A 16,733-nucleotide genomic window follows, 5' to 3' on the forward strand; every position below is an offset into this window, starting at 1 on the left:
GTACCATATCGCTACGCGATATGCAAGCGGCGCGGTTCGCGTCGCGCACCGCGCCCGGGCTTCGCCTGGCCAACTCCCTTCGCTTCGCTTCGGGAGTTGAGGGGGCCGGCCGCTTCGCGTCCGGCGAGCCGCGCTGCGCGCTGTCTGAGGTGACGGTGTGTCATGTCCCGCTACTTAGCTTTCTTGTACGGGAGTTGGGGGGTGCTGCGCACTCTTGGGCGGGTCCGCTGCGCTCCCCCGCCTGACGGTCCTTCCGGCTGCGCCTCCAGAACCTTGGGGCCCGCTGGCGCGGGCCGGGCTGGCTATGAGGGTGGGGGTTTCTCGTCCGGGTCGGGTGTCGGTGCAACGCCTGCTCTAATTTGATGCAGCATGTAGGATTGGGAGAATGAAGGGACACCCTCTGGGTATTGATGCTCGATTCCAGAGAAAACACTGAAAGCGGACTGGAGGCGTAGGTGGATGATGACAGGAATTTTGTGAATCCTCTTGGTGATGTGGAGAGATGGACGCCCGTGCACACGGCCGTGGAAATGAGTGAGTACGAGGTGCTCACCGCGCTCCTGGACGCCGGAGCAGACCCGAACGAGCTGTGCTTCGGTCATACGTTGCTCACTCACTCGATCGACGTCGAGGGAGACGGTCATCTGCAATCGGGGCACCTGTTGAACACTGCTGCCACTGCGATCCTGTTGGCCTACGGCGCTGATCCGCGCCTGCCGGCTGCCGATGGGGAGACCCCCCTGCAGATCGCTGAGCACTACAACCACGAACCAGCGATGCGGCTGCTCCAACGTTTCCTCGCACGCAGTGAGAAGTCTGAGAACTGAACCGCCCGGTAGAAACCTGGAGCTGAAATCTGTGCAGCATCTTTGTGCGGAGCCGTGCCGCCACGCACCCTGCACACGTGACATCGCGGCCTGATGAACCGTCGGGAAATAACTCGTCAGGAAGGCTGTAAATGACTGCGATTCAGCTTCGGGAACACCAGGTAGAGGCACATACACGAATCCGTAGGTGGGTGGGATGGCCGGGCGGAAGATGGGGAAAGAAATGAGCGTGATGGAACTCGTCGACAATGAGATCAGCCTAGTAGACTGGGCAAAGTTGAAGTGTGGCTGCTCCGCGAGTGCCGCCCACCTGCCGGCCAATCTCTATCGATTTTTCAGAGCTCAAACTCGCGAAGAAGCTCTGAACACGGGAATCACTGAACATGTTTTCACTCAGTATTTCCCGCATGAGCCGGCACCCTCTGTCGCTTCTGTACTAATGGCGGGACTGGCAAGCGACATACCATTGGCGGCGCGAGTCGAATCTCTCGACCTACTTCTCGGTCTCGTCGACAATGAGGATGCCGATGTCTCTGACGCATGTGTGGACATCGCCAGGGAAGGACTGTGGGGGCTTTATGCAGAAGTCGTAGCGAATCGCTCGCCCGCTCTGGTCGCATACGCCTACCAGATTCTCCAGGTGATCGATCCTGGCGAGCGACTCCATGCCCTGAAGGCTTCGGGAAAGCTCTCCCTGCCATCTCATCTCAGAGACTGAGGGTTCAAGAAACGTTACCGACCGGACCCCTTTCATCTCGACCTGCTGGGTGAATCCGGTGGGTCAGGGTAGGTAACAAGGCGAAGCCCCTCGTCGTTGGTGTGGTGATCTCATTCAACACGCCGACGATCGAGGGGCTTCGTTGGTTCTCCGTGTCCGTCGAGCGGATCCGCGAGGCCGGCAAGTCCTACTCTCGGGTGACCACGCGGGCCTCCACGGCGTCGTAAGGATTGCCGACCCTAGCCGACACCACGGTCTGGCATCCGGAGTGGGATCCGCGGCCGACGGGCACTCAGGACGCCTTGGAGGTGGCTCGCATCTACTTGACTAAGGTCCCGGTGATGGTGCCGATCTACTCGCATCGGTGTCTGCTGGCGGATCCGAACCGAACGGGCACGCCCGTGCTGTCGATGTACCAGACGGACATCATTTGCTACGGCACCGATCTGGTCGACTACTTCCACCACGAGTTCGGTCGCCCGGTGCCCACACCGGAAGACCACCAGTACGCCGCGATCCCGTTTTGGTCATGGTGTCGGAATTTCGGGGGTCACTCCACTGGTGGCCAGGCCCCGGCGGGGTGAGTGGCCGGTGGGCCTGAATCCGAGCTTCGCCCACGTGCCGAACCGGGTGATGACGTCGCCGATGGTGGGTCGAGGCCGCCGTCCATGACGGTGTGCCAGCGCGGGTGCAGCGGCCGGTAGGCGAAGCCGTCCGGGTCGATGAAGCTGCGCCGGGAGACGGTCATGCGCGACTTCTCGGGACAGGTCGAAGAGCTGTACGGCTAGACCCGGGCTCGTCCGGTGGAGTGCGGTGGGCTCATCCGACCGCTCCAGCCCGCTTAGCCCACCTGGGCCCATGTGCCGGTGCCGATCACGGGTCCGGGTGTCCTCCCGTGCTTCCATCGCGCCAGGAGGCATATGAGATGACTGATGACCGACAGCAGCACGCCGACCCCAGACCGACAGCGTCCCGGCGTTGCGTGCTGGCCACCGCCGCCCTTGCGCCCGTACTGACCGGAGCGATCGGGGCGGTTCCCCCCGCCCGTGCCGCGACCGCCGGACCGGGGGCCGAACCGGTCCACACCCCGGTCCCGCCGGTGATGACCGAACTCGCCGACTGGGCGGACGTGGGCGCGGCCCTCGGCGCACCGGGCGGGATGAAGCGGTTCATGTACCACACGCCCCTGCTGCGCCGGGACCTCCACGTGGTCTCCCGGGGCATCATGATCGACCCCGCGCTCGCCCTGGGCTCCCATGTGTCCTTCGTCCGGTACGCCGACGGCAGCTCGCTCCTGATGGGCGACGCGGTGGTCACCGAGCGCGAACTCCAGCCGTTCAGCGACGCCCTGTACGAGCACGGGATCGGGCAGACCGCGATCCACAAGCACCTGCTGGCCCAGCGGCCCGACGTCTGGTGGTGTCACCTCCACGCCCACAGCACCGACCCGGTGGCCGTCGCCCGCGGTCTGCGCGCCGCCCTGGACCGCACCGCCACCCCGTTCCCGAAGGCCCATGCCGCTTTCGCCGTGCCCCCCGGCGTGCCCCTCGCCGTACGCTTCGACCTGGACACCGCGGCCATCGACGCCGCGCTCGGGACGAAGGGCACCGCCGACAGCGGCGTCTACCAGAGCACGTTCGTCCGCCGGGAGGCCATCACCGACGGCCACCTCCTCCTTCCCCCGGGCCTCGGCTCGACCACCTCGTTCAACTTCCAGCCGCTCGGCCGCGGCCGAGCCGCGGTCAGCGGCGACTTCGCCGTGATCGCCGACGAGGTCCAGGACGTCCTCACCGGGCTCCGGCGCGGCGGTGCCGACCTCGTCGAGCTCCACCACCACAACCTCACCGACCAGCCCCGACTGTTCTTCGTCCACTACTGGGCCGTCGGCGACGCCGTGACCCTGGCGCGGCGCCTGCGCCCCGTCGTGGACGCCACCAATGTCGCGCCGATGAAGGGGACGGGTGCCTGATGAGCATGAGCACCGGCCCCTTGACTGGGGTGGTGGTGCTCTAGCCCTAGTAGCGTGTCGCTGCTTAGGTATGGGCTGTTTGATTGAGAGGCTTGCGTCTGGCAGATTCCTCTCCCGCTCTGCCGGACAGGACTGGTGCGATGGGTTCGCAGAAGAAGAGGCCGGTGGTGCTGACCGCGCAGGACCGCGAGGAGTTGGTCCGGGTGACCACGACGGGGGTTCATCCGGCCTCGGTAATCAGGCGGGCGAGGGTGCTGCTCGCACTCGACACCTCTGCAGGCGGGATCGGCTCGCAGGAGGTGATCGCGGCCCGGCTCGGCGTCTCCGGTGAGACGTTGCGGCTGGTCGCCAAGCGTTTCACCGAAACCGGTGGCGATGTTCACGCCACCATCGCGCGGAAGAAGCGCGACCTCCCGCCGGTGCCCTCACCGGTGACCGGTGAGGTCGAAGCCCGGCTGATCGCGATGGCGTGCTCACAGCCACCCCAGGGCTATACCCGGTGGTCGCTGCGGCTGCTGGAGAAGCACGTCGCACTGGTCGAGGACATCCCCGATCTGGACCATTCCACCATCGGCCGGGTCTTAAAAAAACGGAACTGCGTCCTCACCTGAAGAAGTGCTGGACCATCCCACCACGGGCGAACGCGGAGTTCGCGGCCCGGATGGAAGACGTACTGGCCGTCTATGCCCGGCCCTATGACCCGGCACGTCCGGTCGTGTGCATGGACGAGAAGCCCTACCAGCTCCTCGGCCATGTCCGCGACCCGCTCCCGGCCCGCCCAGGTCACGACGCCTGCCAGGACAGCGAGTACATCCGCTGCGGCACGTGCTCGATCTTCGTATGGGTCGAACCCCTGCGCGGGTGGCGTCGAGTTCAGGCACTGTCCCAGAGGACCCGGATCGACTGGGCCGGCCAGGTCAGGCAGCTGCTGAGCGTGGACTACCCCGATGCCGAGACGGTTGTGCTGGTGATGGACAACCTCAACACCCACGGCATCGCCTCACTGTACGAGGCATTCGAACCAGAAGAGGCCTTCGCCCTGGCTCAGCGCCTCGAGATCCACCACACGCCCAAGCACGGGTCATGGCTCAACATCGCCGAGATCGAACTCTCCGCGCTGACCAGGCAATGTCTCGACCGCCGGATCGGCGACCTCGACACCCTCAACACCGAACTCTCAGCCTGGCAGAACGCCACCAACACCGACCAACGTCAGGTGGACTGGCAGTTCACCACCCACGACGCACGCATCAAACTGCGCCACCTCTATCCCAGGAATTAGCTGCGACAGTCTACTAGTGACGTGCAACAACTCATCTTTGGGGACGTGCGAGACCACTCGGTCCCGGTTCAGCTGCTCCTCGACTACCGGGACTTGGCCGGCCGCTCATACTCCACTTCGATCACTCTGGTGCGCCGGGAAGACCGTGTGGCTGGGCGACGGCGGAGCCGCGCTGACCACCCCTCCACTCGAGTACGCGAAACCGGCGTACGGCCGCCGCGTGAGCTCGCCGTGCTCGCCGCCCCCACAACCCAACCACACCACCCCCGACGCAAGACGACGACTACCCCGTGTCCTCAGCCGCCCTCCACCCCTCGTACGCGGAATTGTGATCGCCACCAGCGGCCGGTTCACCGCCGACGCCGTGAGCTGGGCTGAGCGCCACAACTCTGAGGGCACAGCGCCCCACATCGACCTGTGGCCCGAAAGCCGCCTCGAAACCCTCCTCGCGCAACGCCCCCACATCGCCGCCGCACACGGACTCAAGTAACGGTGGCGGGGCCTGAGACCGGAACTGCCGACCCCCATACAAATACCCCGCCCTCGGCCCGGGAGCAGCGACAATCGGTCCGGCCCACCGCGTACGCAGCCGTCCCGATGCGTCGGGACGTCCGAGGACGAGGAGCTGCGGCGGGCCGTTAGGCAACTGCCCGCTGCCCCAAAACTTCTGACCACTCCCCCTGCCGACTATGTGTACGCGGATGCGAGCCGAAGGGCCGGCGAGGGCTGCTGCGTGTACACCCTGACGCGGAGGATGCTGCTGTCGTGCTCCTGCCGTGGCTCCCTTGCCGTACTGCGTCTTCCGGGGGGTCAGCGTCCCGTCCATGATGTTGTGATGACCTCACCGGGCGGAGTGCCGCTGTTCAAGGTTCGCAATGCCATCGCTGAGGCTCTGTGGAAACACGTGAAGGCCCAGGATCTGGCAGCTGTGTGCGAGTACTTGGGGCTGGCACCGCAGAAGCCGGATGAAGACCCCTACAACAGCAAGAAGTCCTATGTCAGGGCGCGGCTCCAGGACATGGACCTCCCTGCGCTCGTGACCGTAGCCCGGCGCGTGGTCAGCGAGTACAGCAACGAGGACCTGCACCGGGTTCTGGCGCCTTTGGGCCTGCACGGTGTCAGTACGGACATGAAGAACCTCATCTTTGCCGCGGACGGTCCCAAACCACGGATCGTGCTCCCGGACTCCATCGGCAACGCGATCCGTATCGTCGAGAACGAGGAGTTCTGCCTCGTGTACGACCGGCCTCTGGGCGAGCACGGGCTGAGCTGGGCGGACCTGGCCGCCTGGTGGAAGAGCCGACGGCCCGACTCTGCCGGTGACCCGGACGAGGCTCGTCGCGAACTGCGCGGCCGGCTGCGCCGCTCCCTCAGTGGCAACGGCGCCGAGGAGCTGGTCTTCGACACCTACGTCAAACTCGGGTTCGATGTCCCGGCGCTGATCCCGCAGGTGTACCTGCACTATGACCCCTACACCGTCGCCGAGCGGCAGGGCCGGCCTGCCCTCGCCCGCCAGCGGATGGACTTCCTGATGCTCATGAACCACCGGGCCCGAGCCGTGATTGAGGTGGACGGGATCCAGCACTACTCCCGCGACAATCCGCAGAAGAACGCGCCCCCGCTTGCCGATTCCGGTCGGTACGGAGCGATGATGGCGGAGGACCGACGGCTCACCCTTCAGGGGTATGAGGTGTACCGCATCGGCGGGCAGGAACTATCCGACCGCGCATCGGCTGAGAAGATGCTCACCGAGTTCTTCACCGACCTCCTTCGACGCCACGGCCATCGAGGCCCCTGACCGCCTCTGCCAAGTCCCGACAAGGCGGAGAAGGATCGCGACAGCTGGTCGATCTCCCGGGACTCGCTCGGGTCGAAGCGGACCGTCCGGGATGGCGTCTTCTGCCTTCGGGACGGGCCGCGGAGCCGTGTCGTACGTCGTCGTCATGCCCGGTCCAACGAGCCAGCCGTGCGATAGGACGTACGGCCCCATCGCCGTTTAGCCGTTCGCTCTGCGCTCGGATCGGGGCCGCTGTGAGACGGCCCCGTGTGGTCATCGCCTCCAGGAGCCCTGGGGGGCGCGTTCGGGCATGGTGCTGGGGTGGGTGAGTCGGCCGGTCGCCGCCTGGGCGAGCCAGTCGGCCCACCGGCTGATGAGCTCGTCCAGGTCCCCGATGACGAGCGGGATGAAGGGCCAGGCCACCTGATGCATCATCCCCGGGCTGACGGCGGCGCGTGATTCGTGGTGAGGGTCGAGCGCGAAGGGCTCCATGGTTCCCGTGGTGGGGCGCAGCGGGTGTCCATGAAGGCGGTCTCGAACCACTGGTACTGGTCTTCCGTCTGCGCGTCGGCGTACCAGAGGGAGTGGCTGCGGCCTTCGTACCCGTGGTAGTTGGCGGGGACCTTCAGGGAGAGGATCGCGGACGCGATGACGTCGAACGGCGCCGGCGTCGAGGTGGTGCGCCAGACCTCGGGGGCGGTCTCCCTCGGTCCGGACAGGGTCAGCTGGGCGTCGTTGATCCGGACGGCCCAGCCTCCCTGATTGCCCTTGCGGACCTCCGCACTCGGAGCGGCAGCCGTGAGGGCTGTGAGGGAGGCGTCGGCGATCAAGGAGAAGGAGGTCGTGGCGGCCTCGGCCAGGGTCTTGCGGCGGTCGGCCTCGGTGGCGTGTGCCGAAGCCCGGCGGTCAGCTTCGGCCTGGCGCGCGACCGCCCCCTGGTTGGCCTGCGCGAGCGCGGCCAGCCCGCCGGAGAGCGGGGCCGCGGGGATCTGCCCCAGCCGGGCGAGCACGTTGCCAGCCGCGGGGCGGCCCTGCGGGGCCCGGAAGAGGCACTCGGTGATCAGCGCGGCCAGGAGGGGCGGAGCAGTAGTGAGCGGTGGCGGGGTTCCGTGCAGGTGCTGCTCCTGGTAGTCGTGCTCGGCCGGTCCGGTGAAGGGCCTGGCGCCCTCCAGGAGCTCGTAGGCCAGGACGCCCAAGGCGTAGATGTCGGTCGCGCCGGTGGCCCGCTGGTACTTCCAGACCTCGGGTGCCATGTACGGCAGGCTTCCCGCGCCCTTGTAGGTGTGCTGGGCTGTGGTGGCTTCGGCGTAGCGGGCGATGCCGAAGTCGGCCAGGCACCAGTGGCCACCGAGCAGCAGGACGTTCTCCGGCTTGAGGTCGCGGTGGACGACCTCGCGGTCCTTGAGGTCGGCGAGTGCTTCGGCGACGTCGGACAGGACGGCGACCGCCTCGTTGAGGGGCAGCTGACCGTGCTCCTGGAGGTGGTCGCGCAGGGACTTCTCGGCGCGGGGCATCACCAGCACCCACTGGTCTTCGTGCTCACCGCTGTCGATGACCGGCACCACGTTGCGGACGCCGTCCAGGTCGGTGAACAGCATCTCGCGCTCGGTGCCCGGCGTCTTGGGCACGAGCTTCACCGCCGCCTTCTCGCCGGCGGGGTTCTCCGCCTCGAACACGGCACCGAAGCCGCCACCCCCGATGCGGGCGCCGACAGCCCATTCCTCATTCAGTGCCAGTCTCATGGTGCGCATTGTCTCCATCGTCAACTACTGTCCCGTGAGGGCGGTTTCGCCCGGTTCTATGGTCTCAGCCCCCACTGACATCGGTGGATCCGTGTTGTCCCGCGCGCTCCGAGCCAGGCCCCGGGTGTCTGCTTCCCGGGCCCGTGGCGTGTCCGAGACGGGGTCAGATCTCTCCGGCCGCCGTGGCGGTGAGCGCGACTGCTGGCTGAGCACGGAAAGTGGACCTCGCCGCTGTCTCATCAGCCCTAGGGTCCTTCCATGGATGCCAAACAGCTCAAACTGTCTTCGCAGAAGTGGATGACCGCGGCGCTGACGGCATTCAGCCAGGGGACCGAGTCCTTTGACTTCGCGGTGCATCATGCCGGGATCGCCGCTGAGCATCTCTTGAAGGCCTACCTCGCGACGCTGCACCCGGCGCTCATAGTCGAGGCCAGGGACTTCGACTCGCTGCTCCACGCCACTGGCCATGGCACGCATGCGTCTGCTCCGGCAAGTCAGGCAAAGACGATCGGCCTCGTTGAGGCTCACTCTCGTGTTCACAAGATCCTGCGCAAGCAGATCCCGATCGACAGGAAGGCCCTCGAGCCAGTCGCGAACGCGCGTAATGGGGTCGCGCACAGCGGCGTTCACGACGTCTCCGAAGTCCAGACCGTCTTCACAACGTGTCTTCGGCTGATCGACCCGTTGCTCACTGAGCTGCAGATCGCTCCGGAGAGCTACTGGGGCAGCTACACGTCCCTGCACGACAGGCTGATTGAGGAACGTGTCAAAGCCGCCCGCATCCAGCTAGAGAGAAAGCTCGCCAAGGCGCGGGCCGTCTTCGAGCAGCGCTACGGGCACTTGGCGCCGAAGGAGCGTCAGGTCGTGCTCGCCACCATCACACAGCAGCCCCCGGGCTACATGGAATACGACGAGGAAAGGCCGTGCCCTGCCTGCGGTTCGAGGGGCTGGCTCGTGGGCGACACCCACCTCGACGAGACGAACGAGCCCGTCGTGGTCTTCACCCCCTACATCTTCGCCTGCTCTGCATGCGGCATCGATGTCGAGAATGAGGAGTTCTGGGAGCTGGGAGACCTCGGTGACGAAGTCATCCTCGATGTCCCACCGGAAGACTTCTACGTGAACTGGGAACCGGATCCCAAGTTCCTCCCCGATGATGATCCTGACGATCCCACAATCGATGCGAACTGGGATCCAGACAGATACGATGCCGGCGGCCGATGATCTAGCGCCCGGACGACGGCGCCAAGACGAAGGCGCGTACGGGCTCTGTGACGGTCTCACAGGCCCACGTAGAGCGTTGAGGGCGGTAGAGAGGTCAAGCTCGGGGTGTTTCTGTCCAACACCAAGCAGGCGCGCCAAGTTCACTGCGGACAAACTCCAGGTACTGGCCGCCCTCGGGCTCGGCTGGGCTGGGCTGCCTGACGGATCGACAACGGCGCCTGTCCCGAGTGATGCCCGGGGCGGGCGCCGTGTTCGTTTCTGCGGCGACGGGACGGCAAAGGTGGCCCCATCCGGCTTCGGTGAGCCGGTCCAGCCGTTCCGTAGAGGGCCCGCACGAGGCGGGCGCGGTTCTGGGCGCAGCGGGCGTTCTGGGCGTGCGTCCTGGAGTCTCAGGAGGGAGCACCCTGCCGTTGACGACACGAATAGTGCTCGGGTTTATCTTCTGTATTTCGGAGGCTGGCTGGCTGACCGCAGATGTGGCAAGGCGGGATCGGCTGGCCGGAGGCGTCGATCGCGGGCAGAGCGGGCTGGGGTGTCACCTCGCGGGTCTCGAGGACGACGGTGCGACTCTCGTAACGCTTCTTGGGCTCGTTGCGAGCTTCCGTGGCTGGCCGGTCTTCCGTGCACAAGGCTCGCCTGTCGCCGCGGCGGACTGCGCTACGGTCTTCGCTCGAGGACTGCTCTTCCGGCCCGTTCGCTGACAGATATCGGTCCCACTGGTCGGAGGGGAGCCAGCCGTACATGCCATTTCGACGAAAGGGCACACGCGCTCCGCCGGCCGCTTCCACAATGAATCGGGTGAGCGTCAGTGCCGATTTACTCGTGTCGTAGGCGGCGCTGGACTGGTGCTCAGGCATGAGGATCAGATGCTGGCGACCGCAGTAAGCATCGGAAAGCGGGTTCTCCGGGTCATACGGCTTCCCTGGGCAACGGGCGATGGCTCCGCCAGGGCTGCATCGCACATCTTCGAGCACATAGTTCCCGTCTCGGACCTCGATCGGGTTCTTCTGGACACGTATGACAGACGCCGGCAGGTTAGGCGTGCGCACGTATGGGACCATGCCGAGGCCGTCGTGATCGGGATCCGCGAAATCCCAGACGGATCGGATGCCGGCGCGGCGGCGAAATCGCTCACGGAGACGCATGGTGCGGGCGGACTGAAGGCTTAGCTGGGGCTCGTAGCCCAGGACAATTCCGTTATCGCCTTTGATGCGAACGTCGAGCCGAGCACGGCCGTCCGGCGTGGCCGACTCGATGTCGGCTCGGTAGCCATGGTCTTCTGAATCTTTTGCGACCCGTTCCTTCCTGGCCAGATGCTCGTCGGACTCGTGACTGATGGGCTTCTCGCCTGGCTTCCGGTAGTGGGATGCCAGCCACACGCCGTCACGCTGGACGAGATACATGGCAACGCGCCTGCCTCGAAGGTCCCGACAGTCGGGGCAGATGAGTCCCCGCCGGTCGACGGGGACCCGTCCGCGCATGCTCACAAGCGTCGCCAGCAGTCCCGGCACTTCAGGGATCCCGAGGTCGTCCCGCTCAAGGTCCAGGTTGCGTCCCGCCGGCTCATAGCAGACGGGGTTTCGAAACAGTTCTTCATCGGTCTCGGGTTCAATATCGTCTTCGCTGTGACTGTCCAGCACGGCTCTGCTCCTTTCAGCGAGCATCGGGGCCTTGCCGTTGCGGCACAGGCGGCGCTGGGGCTAGAGCTAGGGCGGAGCGTGATTCATGCTGGTCACGAGAGTTCGGTCATGTGGTGTGTGCTGGTTCGCCCCAGTTCAGCATGACGGGTCGTCGGCCTTCCCGGTAGGTGGCCACAACGTGACCGCTGACGAGCTTTGATGCGCCGCAGCGCAGGCCATGACGGCGCGGACCGCCAGAGTCGAATACCCACGCACGACGGCGGGAGCCGCAACGTCGAACGTCGTTGGACGTTGCGCCCCCCGAGCCGGGCCCCGGGGATGTCATGACGGATCCTCCAGGGCTCGTGGCATTGCCGTAAGGGCTACTGGATCAGCGCGGCGAGGGCCTGGTCGGCCATCTGAGCGCCCATCGTGGCCGCGATGGTGGTACCGGCCTCCAGGAGCTTGTCCTTGAGCTGGGTGGCGAACTGGCGCAGGCGGCCCGGCTCAGGGTTCTCGGAGGTCGCCTCAGTGTGGAGGTCCTGGGCGACGCGCTCCAGCTCGGATCGGTCCGCGTCGGACATGCCCAGGGTGGTGCTGACCTGGCCGATGTACCCGGCGAGCTGGGCGAACAACGTCGGGTCGACGCCGTCGGTGTTGGTCTGGGTGAAGTGCTGCTGTTCGCCGATGATGACGCCCTTGGCGTTCGGCATGTAGTTGTTGTACGTGGTGCCGGGGCGGGGCTGGTTGATGTGGTCCTGCACGCTTCCTCCTGCCAGGGCGCAGCTGACGCCCTGGGGTGTGATGGCGACTGTGGCGGGGTCGGTGTCGATGAGTTCGATCAGCTTGTGCTCTACCAGGTGGGCGAGGGCCTCGTGCAGGTCGTCGCTGGAGATGGCGGACCCGGCGAAATAGGCAGCAGGCGAGGTGAGGAAGAGGGCCGGGTCGGCGGGCTGCTGGTTGCCGGCGGTGTCGAACAGCCACCGCAGGAAGGCGTCCATGGTGCAGCGGAGACGAGCGGCGCGGTCTGTCCGCAGCTTCTTCAACCGGTGGATCGCGGCGCGTCCCGCGTCGGTGAGATACACGTGGGGCATGCCCCCATAGGCGCGCAGTACTTTGACCAGGTCGTCTTTCTCCAACTCGAAGGCAAGCACCAACGGGTCCTCGCCATCCAGTTGCTGTTCCTCCACGAACCGGGCCACGTTGACGTAGCTTCCGGAACTGAGCTGGGCCTTCTCCTCCAGCCAGAGCAGGAGCCGGGACAGGACCGGAGCGCCTTCGGCGGTGTCACGGCCAGGCAACGCGCCTCCTTCTGCAGACGCCTCCGTCTGGATCGGCACGCGGATCGGGTTTCGCCGGGCCGCGCGTTCATAGCCCTTGGCGATCTCCTTGAGGTGCTTCTCGATCGCACGCTGATTGATGGAGTTGCGGGCCACGTTGCCCTCCTGTCGCAGATGACTCTGCGCCAAGGCTACGGAGGGGGACTGACAACGGGGCTGACGCGAGACGACCACGTCACTGCCACGCAGCCGCCCAGCCGCTGACACGAGAGCGAGACACCCGGCTGTCGCACTCGCGTCGGGCCCCGGGGCAAGCTGATCCTCCGGGGCCCGTGGTGGGTCCGAGGCGGGGTCAGCTCTCTCCGGCCGCCGTGGCGGCGAGCCAGTTGGGGGCTTCGGCGTCGGTCAGGAGGGAGCGCCTGCGTCTGGTGGGCGGTGCCGTCCTGGACGACGTGGACGCGGCCCGGATGCGCGCTGTGCTTCGGGGCGGGGCCGGCTATCGGGGCGAGCCGCTGCCAGGTGTTGGTGCCGACCCGCGCGAGGATCACGGTGGCGAACTGCTCGCGGGCGGCGGATCCGAGGACAGGTGCTGGCTGGCCTCGGTCTCGGCTGGGCGGCGTAGAAGCAGCTTTTGCATGGGTGGTCCGTCAGCGACTGACGGCCCGCTGCTTCGTGTGCTTCCCGCGGGGTCAGGCGAGGGTTTGGTTGATGGCGGTGAAGAGCTGCTCGAAGCGGCTGAGGGTCGTCTCGGAGAGCTTGGGCAGGAGAGTGTCCCGCTTGCGGAGCAGTGCGTCAGCGGGGCGTCCGTGTTCGTCGAATGAGGCTCCGGTCGCGCGGCCGATCCGGGCGATAATGCGGTCGTTGCCGTTGAGGTCGCTGACCTTCAGCCCGGTGCCGAACGCGGCGTTGTAGAGCTTGAGGTAGTCCCCCGGGGAGAACAGGTCCTCGATGTCGCTGCCCTTGACGCCATCGCTGAACGTGTCGGTGAGCAGGCGTTTGGGGGCGAGGAGTCCCTTGCCCGTGAGGTTCTTGAGCTTGGCGACGGCGGCGGGCGTGCTGTCGATGAGGACCGTGGCCTGCAGGTTGCTGCCGATGAGAGCGACGAAGGCGGGGATGTTCGTGGCGCCGCCGGCGGGCAGGATGCGCCACCGGTCATCGAGGTGCGTGCGGTCCTTCTCCTTGAGGAAGTCGCTGATCAGCGTGAGGTACGTGTAGTCGCTCGTTCCTTCGACCAGGAGGTTGTCAGCGCCGACGAAGAGGTTCTGCGCGATGTCGTAGCCGAGGGCGGCCTGGAGCGGGAAGAGCGAGTCGTCGGTGACGGAGAGGACTTCGTCGGTGACGACGGCGCCGGTGTCCGGTCCGCGGTCTTCGACGATGCGTACGCGGTCGAGCCGGGCGGTCTCGACCATGAACGGCGAGTGGGTCGTGTAGATGACCTGGGCGACGGGCGCGAGCCGCTCGTTGATGAAGCGCAGGAAGTCGGCCTGGGCGCGTCCGTGGAGGCTCAGTCCGGGTTCGTCCAGGAGGACGACGACGCCGTGAGGGTATTTCTCGAACTCGGAGAACGCGGCGAGGAAGCTGAAGAACCACTGGAAGCCGCTGGAGCGGGCGGAAAAGTTGTTGGTGAACCCGTGCCGGCGGTCCTTGACGCGGATGTCCAGGTGGGTGGCGACGGCCTGCTGCCCGTTCGGGGTGTTGACCGTGGTCTTGTCCAGGTCGATCTCCACGGACAGGTCCTGGTTCTGCTTCCAGTACTCGAAGACCTGCTGGGTGAGGTCGTTGCTCACCGCTTCGAGCTCGGCCTTGCGCTCCTCGAAGTCCTCGGCCGACAACGCCCCGGTCGTAGTGCTGGCAAGCTCCAGAAGGGCCCGGGCGGTCTGCTTCGGGGAGGCACCGGGCTGTTCCTCCTGACCGTTGAGGTCCGCGAGGGCGATCCGACCAGGGAGATTCTGGTAGAGGCTGAAGTAGAAGAACTTCGGCTCGCGCGTGCGAAGGATGCGCACCGCGCGCTGCCACGCGCTTGCGCTGTCAGTCAGCCGCTCGTGTGCGGCCGCGACAAAGCCGGTGACGTCCTCCGAGGTGTAGCCGCAGTCCTCCGGGACCTCCAGGCCTTCGGCCTGCTCCACGGCCGCAGCCATGCTTCGGGTTCCAAGGACGCTGCGCAGGGCGGGCGGCACGTCCTTGTCCGCGTAGAGGTTCGACAGGGCCACGCCTTCGTCGACCAGCAGGTCGGCCGTGTGTCGGCCCTCATACGGTATGGACCGGGAGTAGGAACGATCCGTCACCACACCGGGGCCGAGCACGTCGGCGATGGCTTTCAGGTCGTCGTCGTCCAGCTCGAAGGAGCAGGTGATCGGCTTCGCTTTGTCGATCTCCCCCGACCGGGTGTCCTGGACCTTCCGCCAGCGCGGATAGTCCTGGCCTCGGTTGAAGGAGTGCTCGGGATAGACCGGGTTGAAGCGGTAGACCGCCGTCAGCAGGGCCGTCTTCCCGCTCTCGTTCTTGCCGACCAGCGCCGTGACATCCGGCGCAATAGCGACGTCGCCGCTGTCAACGATGTTGCGAAAGAGGCGACTTCGCACCTGAGTGAGCTGCATCCGACCAGTCTGCTCCTACTTGACCCCACACTTCGAGACATTTGCCGGTACCGGGCAAGGCTGGCACGTCACTGACACGGGGCCAACCAGCCACTGACACGAGAGCGAGACAGCTGGCGTTCCAACTCAGTCGGTAGCCGAGGAGAGCGAGACCGGCGGCGGCCGCGCGGTGCTGGTAGGCGCGCAGTCCGGGGGCGCCGGGGGCGCGAGCTTGCGGGCGTTGCGGTGCCAGTGGACGGTGAGTGCGGCGAGGAACGCGGTGGTGGTGTCGGGGCTGCTGGCGGTGGCGGGGTGGTCGCGGAGCAGGCGGGCGATGTCTGCGGGCGCGTGTCCGGCGAGGACGAGTTGCGGCGCGAGGGAGGCGGCGTCGATACAGGCCGGGCCGGTGGTGGCGTGTGCCCAGTCCACAAAGGTCACGCCGCGGTCGTGGTCGCGGACCATGTTGTCGGCCCGCAGGTCGCCGTGGATGATCCGGTCCCCGTGAGCGAGGGCTGGCCAGGCCGCTCCAGTTCGGCGAGCTGCCGCAGTCGGTCACGGGCGACAGGGGCGAGGTCGGCCGACGGATCGGAGAGCAGTTCGTCCCAGCCGTGCCCTGGTCCTCCAGGAGCACGACGGGCTCGACTCGTTCGGCGGGCAGCCGGCGGGTGCTGACCGTTTCGGCCGGGGCGGTTGGGGTGGTGTTCGGGCCCGCGCCGAGACGGCGCCGCCTGGTGGTCATCCAGGCAGTCTGGCCGACGCAGCGCGGTCTTCGGGGCGGGGCTGGTGAACGCTCCCTGTGCGGCCCGGCCCAGGCCCTCTCCCGTGAGCCCACCCGGGATCCCATCCTTGATCGCCTGCGCTGTGAGCGTCGATCGCCGCCCCGGTGCACTCGGGCCGCAAAAGGGTCGACAGCGCTGTACAGGACGCTGAGGGCGCTGTGCGGGTACGTCACGGTGAGAGGTCGGGCAGGTCAGCATGGTCGAGGCAGAGGGCGACGGCGCGGGCACTGCCTTTGGCGAGGGCCGCGAGCGCGGCCGCCAGGTCGAGGTGGACCTGAAGAGGCATCAGGAGGGCCTGTCGTCGTCACCAGCTCGATCGCGGATCGCCCGTTTAGCCCGATGCCAAGCCTCGAAAACCTCGGGAAGCTGGTCCAAAAGGCCGCGCACTGTGAACAAGAGGACGCTCAGAGCGCCTGCCGCACCCAAGATCAACAACGTCAGGGCATCCACCGATTCGACACCTTCGTAACTGAGGTCGAACCGGCGACGGATATTGCTCAGTTCGACCATAAACGGTCAGAACTGAGTTCCGCGCCGACAGCAAAGCTCAGGTACAGCTGAGAAGGGTCAGGCGGAAGCAAGGGCGTCCGCAGGCGGCCGGTTTGGTGTAGGAGTCCGGGTCGTGGTTCACGGATCACAACAGGGATCGACGATATGCCGGCCTCGCCAGTCCCTGCGCCTACCGACCACCAGCCAACCGCACCGCACTGCTCTAAGACCGGATTGCCTCAACATCACCGCACAACCAGCCAGTCCGTGATACGAGACGGTCCGACGTTGGAGCGCACCACCGCCGGCCAGCAGCGTGCGCGCGGTGCCCACCGGCGTACCGTGCCCGCTTACATGGGATGTCCTACTGGCCCCTTGCGCTGCGGAAGTCCCCACGGCACGCCGTAGCTCCTGCGCGACCTCAAAACGGTTCAGGCACTCGGCTCGGGCG

15 protein-coding genes are annotated in these 16,733 nt (G+C 66.5%); 8 read left to right on the top strand and 7 right to left on the bottom strand.

Annotated features, from left to right (window positions below):
- Positions 1-455: 455 nt before the first annotated feature.
- From OG568_RS00005 to OG568_RS00035, 7 genes are all read left to right on the top strand, one after another.
- Positions 456-827 (top strand): ankyrin repeat domain-containing protein, encoded by a 372-nt coding sequence (locus OG568_RS00005; RefSeq protein ID WP_329529694.1) that lies wholly within the window; start codon positions 456-458, stop codon positions 825-827.
- A 196-nt stretch (positions 828-1,023) separates the two neighbouring features.
- On the top strand, positions 1,024-1,545 hold the full coding sequence (locus OG568_RS00010; RefSeq protein WP_329529695.1) for a hypothetical protein: 522 nt from the start codon (positions 1,024-1,026) through the stop codon (positions 1,543-1,545).
- A gap of 341 nt (positions 1,546-1,886) precedes the next feature.
- Complete coding sequence (locus tag OG568_RS00015; protein ID WP_329529696.1) at positions 1,887-2,129, top strand: hypothetical protein; 243 nt, start codon at positions 1,887-1,889, stop codon at positions 2,127-2,129.
- Positions 2,130-2,470: 341 nt separating this feature from the next.
- Complete coding sequence (locus tag OG568_RS00020) at positions 2,471-3,514, top strand: DUF1259 domain-containing protein (RefSeq protein WP_329529697.1); 1,044 nt, start codon at positions 2,471-2,473, stop codon at positions 3,512-3,514.
- Positions 3,515-3,654: 140 nt separating this feature from the next.
- Complete coding sequence (locus OG568_RS00025) at positions 3,655-4,125, top strand: helix-turn-helix domain-containing protein (RefSeq protein WP_266624875.1); 471 nt, start codon at positions 3,655-3,657, stop codon at positions 4,123-4,125.
- The gene (locus OG568_RS00030; protein WP_266624874.1) at positions 4,014-4,796 is read left to right on the top strand and encodes an IS630 family transposase; all 783 of its coding nucleotides are present in this window, start codon (positions 4,014-4,016) and stop codon (positions 4,794-4,796) included. The genes OG568_RS00025 and OG568_RS00030 overlap by 112 nt, the downstream gene beginning before the upstream one ends.
- Positions 4,797-5,631: 835 nt before the next feature.
- Positions 5,632-6,594, top strand: a complete 963-nt coding sequence (locus OG568_RS00035; RefSeq protein WP_329529698.1) for a hypothetical protein — start codon at positions 5,632-5,634, stop codon at positions 6,592-6,594.
- A 252-nt stretch (positions 6,595-6,846) separates the two neighbouring features.
- Here the strand turns inward: OG568_RS00035 and OG568_RS00040 are convergent, their stop codons facing one another.
- Positions 6,847-6,996, bottom strand: a complete 150-nt coding sequence (locus tag OG568_RS00040) for a hypothetical protein (protein ID WP_329529699.1) — start codon at positions 6,994-6,996, stop codon at positions 6,847-6,849.
- Positions 6,997-7,004: 8 nt separating this feature from the next.
- On the bottom strand, positions 7,005-8,315 hold the full coding sequence (locus OG568_RS00045; RefSeq protein ID WP_329529700.1) for a serine/threonine-protein kinase: 1,311 nt from the start codon (positions 8,313-8,315) through the stop codon (positions 7,005-7,007).
- Positions 8,316-8,573: 258 nt separating this feature from the next.
- On the opposite strand from OG568_RS00045, the gene OG568_RS00050 reads away from it, so the two are divergent.
- Complete coding sequence (locus tag OG568_RS00050; RefSeq protein WP_329529701.1) at positions 8,574-9,539, top strand: hypothetical protein; 966 nt, start codon at positions 8,574-8,576, stop codon at positions 9,537-9,539.
- 389 nt (positions 9,540-9,928) lie between these two features.
- Here OG568_RS00050 and OG568_RS00055 read toward each other — a convergent pair whose 3' ends face one another.
- The 5 genes from OG568_RS00055 to OG568_RS00075 form a co-directional block, all read right to left on the bottom strand.
- Positions 9,929-11,179 (bottom strand): hypothetical protein, encoded by a 1,251-nt coding sequence (locus OG568_RS00055; protein WP_329529702.1) that lies wholly within the window; start codon positions 11,177-11,179, stop codon positions 9,929-9,931.
- 362 nt (positions 11,180-11,541) lie between these two features.
- Positions 11,542-12,594, bottom strand: a complete 1,053-nt coding sequence (locus OG568_RS00060) for a hypothetical protein (protein ID WP_329529703.1) — start codon at positions 12,592-12,594, stop codon at positions 11,542-11,544.
- 533 nt (positions 12,595-13,127) lie between these two features.
- Positions 13,128-15,035: an AAA family ATPase gene (locus OG568_RS00065; protein ID WP_329529704.1), complete on the bottom strand. Its 1,908-nt coding sequence runs from the start codon at positions 15,033-15,035 to the stop codon at positions 13,128-13,130.
- A 126-nt stretch (positions 15,036-15,161) separates the two neighbouring features.
- On the bottom strand, positions 15,162-15,506 hold the full coding sequence (locus OG568_RS00070) for a phosphotransferase (protein ID WP_329536222.1): 345 nt from the start codon (positions 15,504-15,506) through the stop codon (positions 15,162-15,164).
- Positions 15,507-16,078: 572 nt separating this feature from the next.
- A complete protein-coding gene (locus OG568_RS00075; protein WP_329529705.1) occupies positions 16,079-16,303 on the bottom strand; it encodes a hypothetical protein in 225 nt (74 codons plus the stop codon).
- Positions 16,304-16,733 lie beyond the last annotated feature (430 nt).

The sequence above is a fragment of the Streptomyces sp. NBC_01450 genome, from assembly GCF_036227505.1.
Taxonomy (GTDB): Bacteria; Actinomycetota; Actinomycetes; order Streptomycetales; family Streptomycetaceae; genus Streptomyces.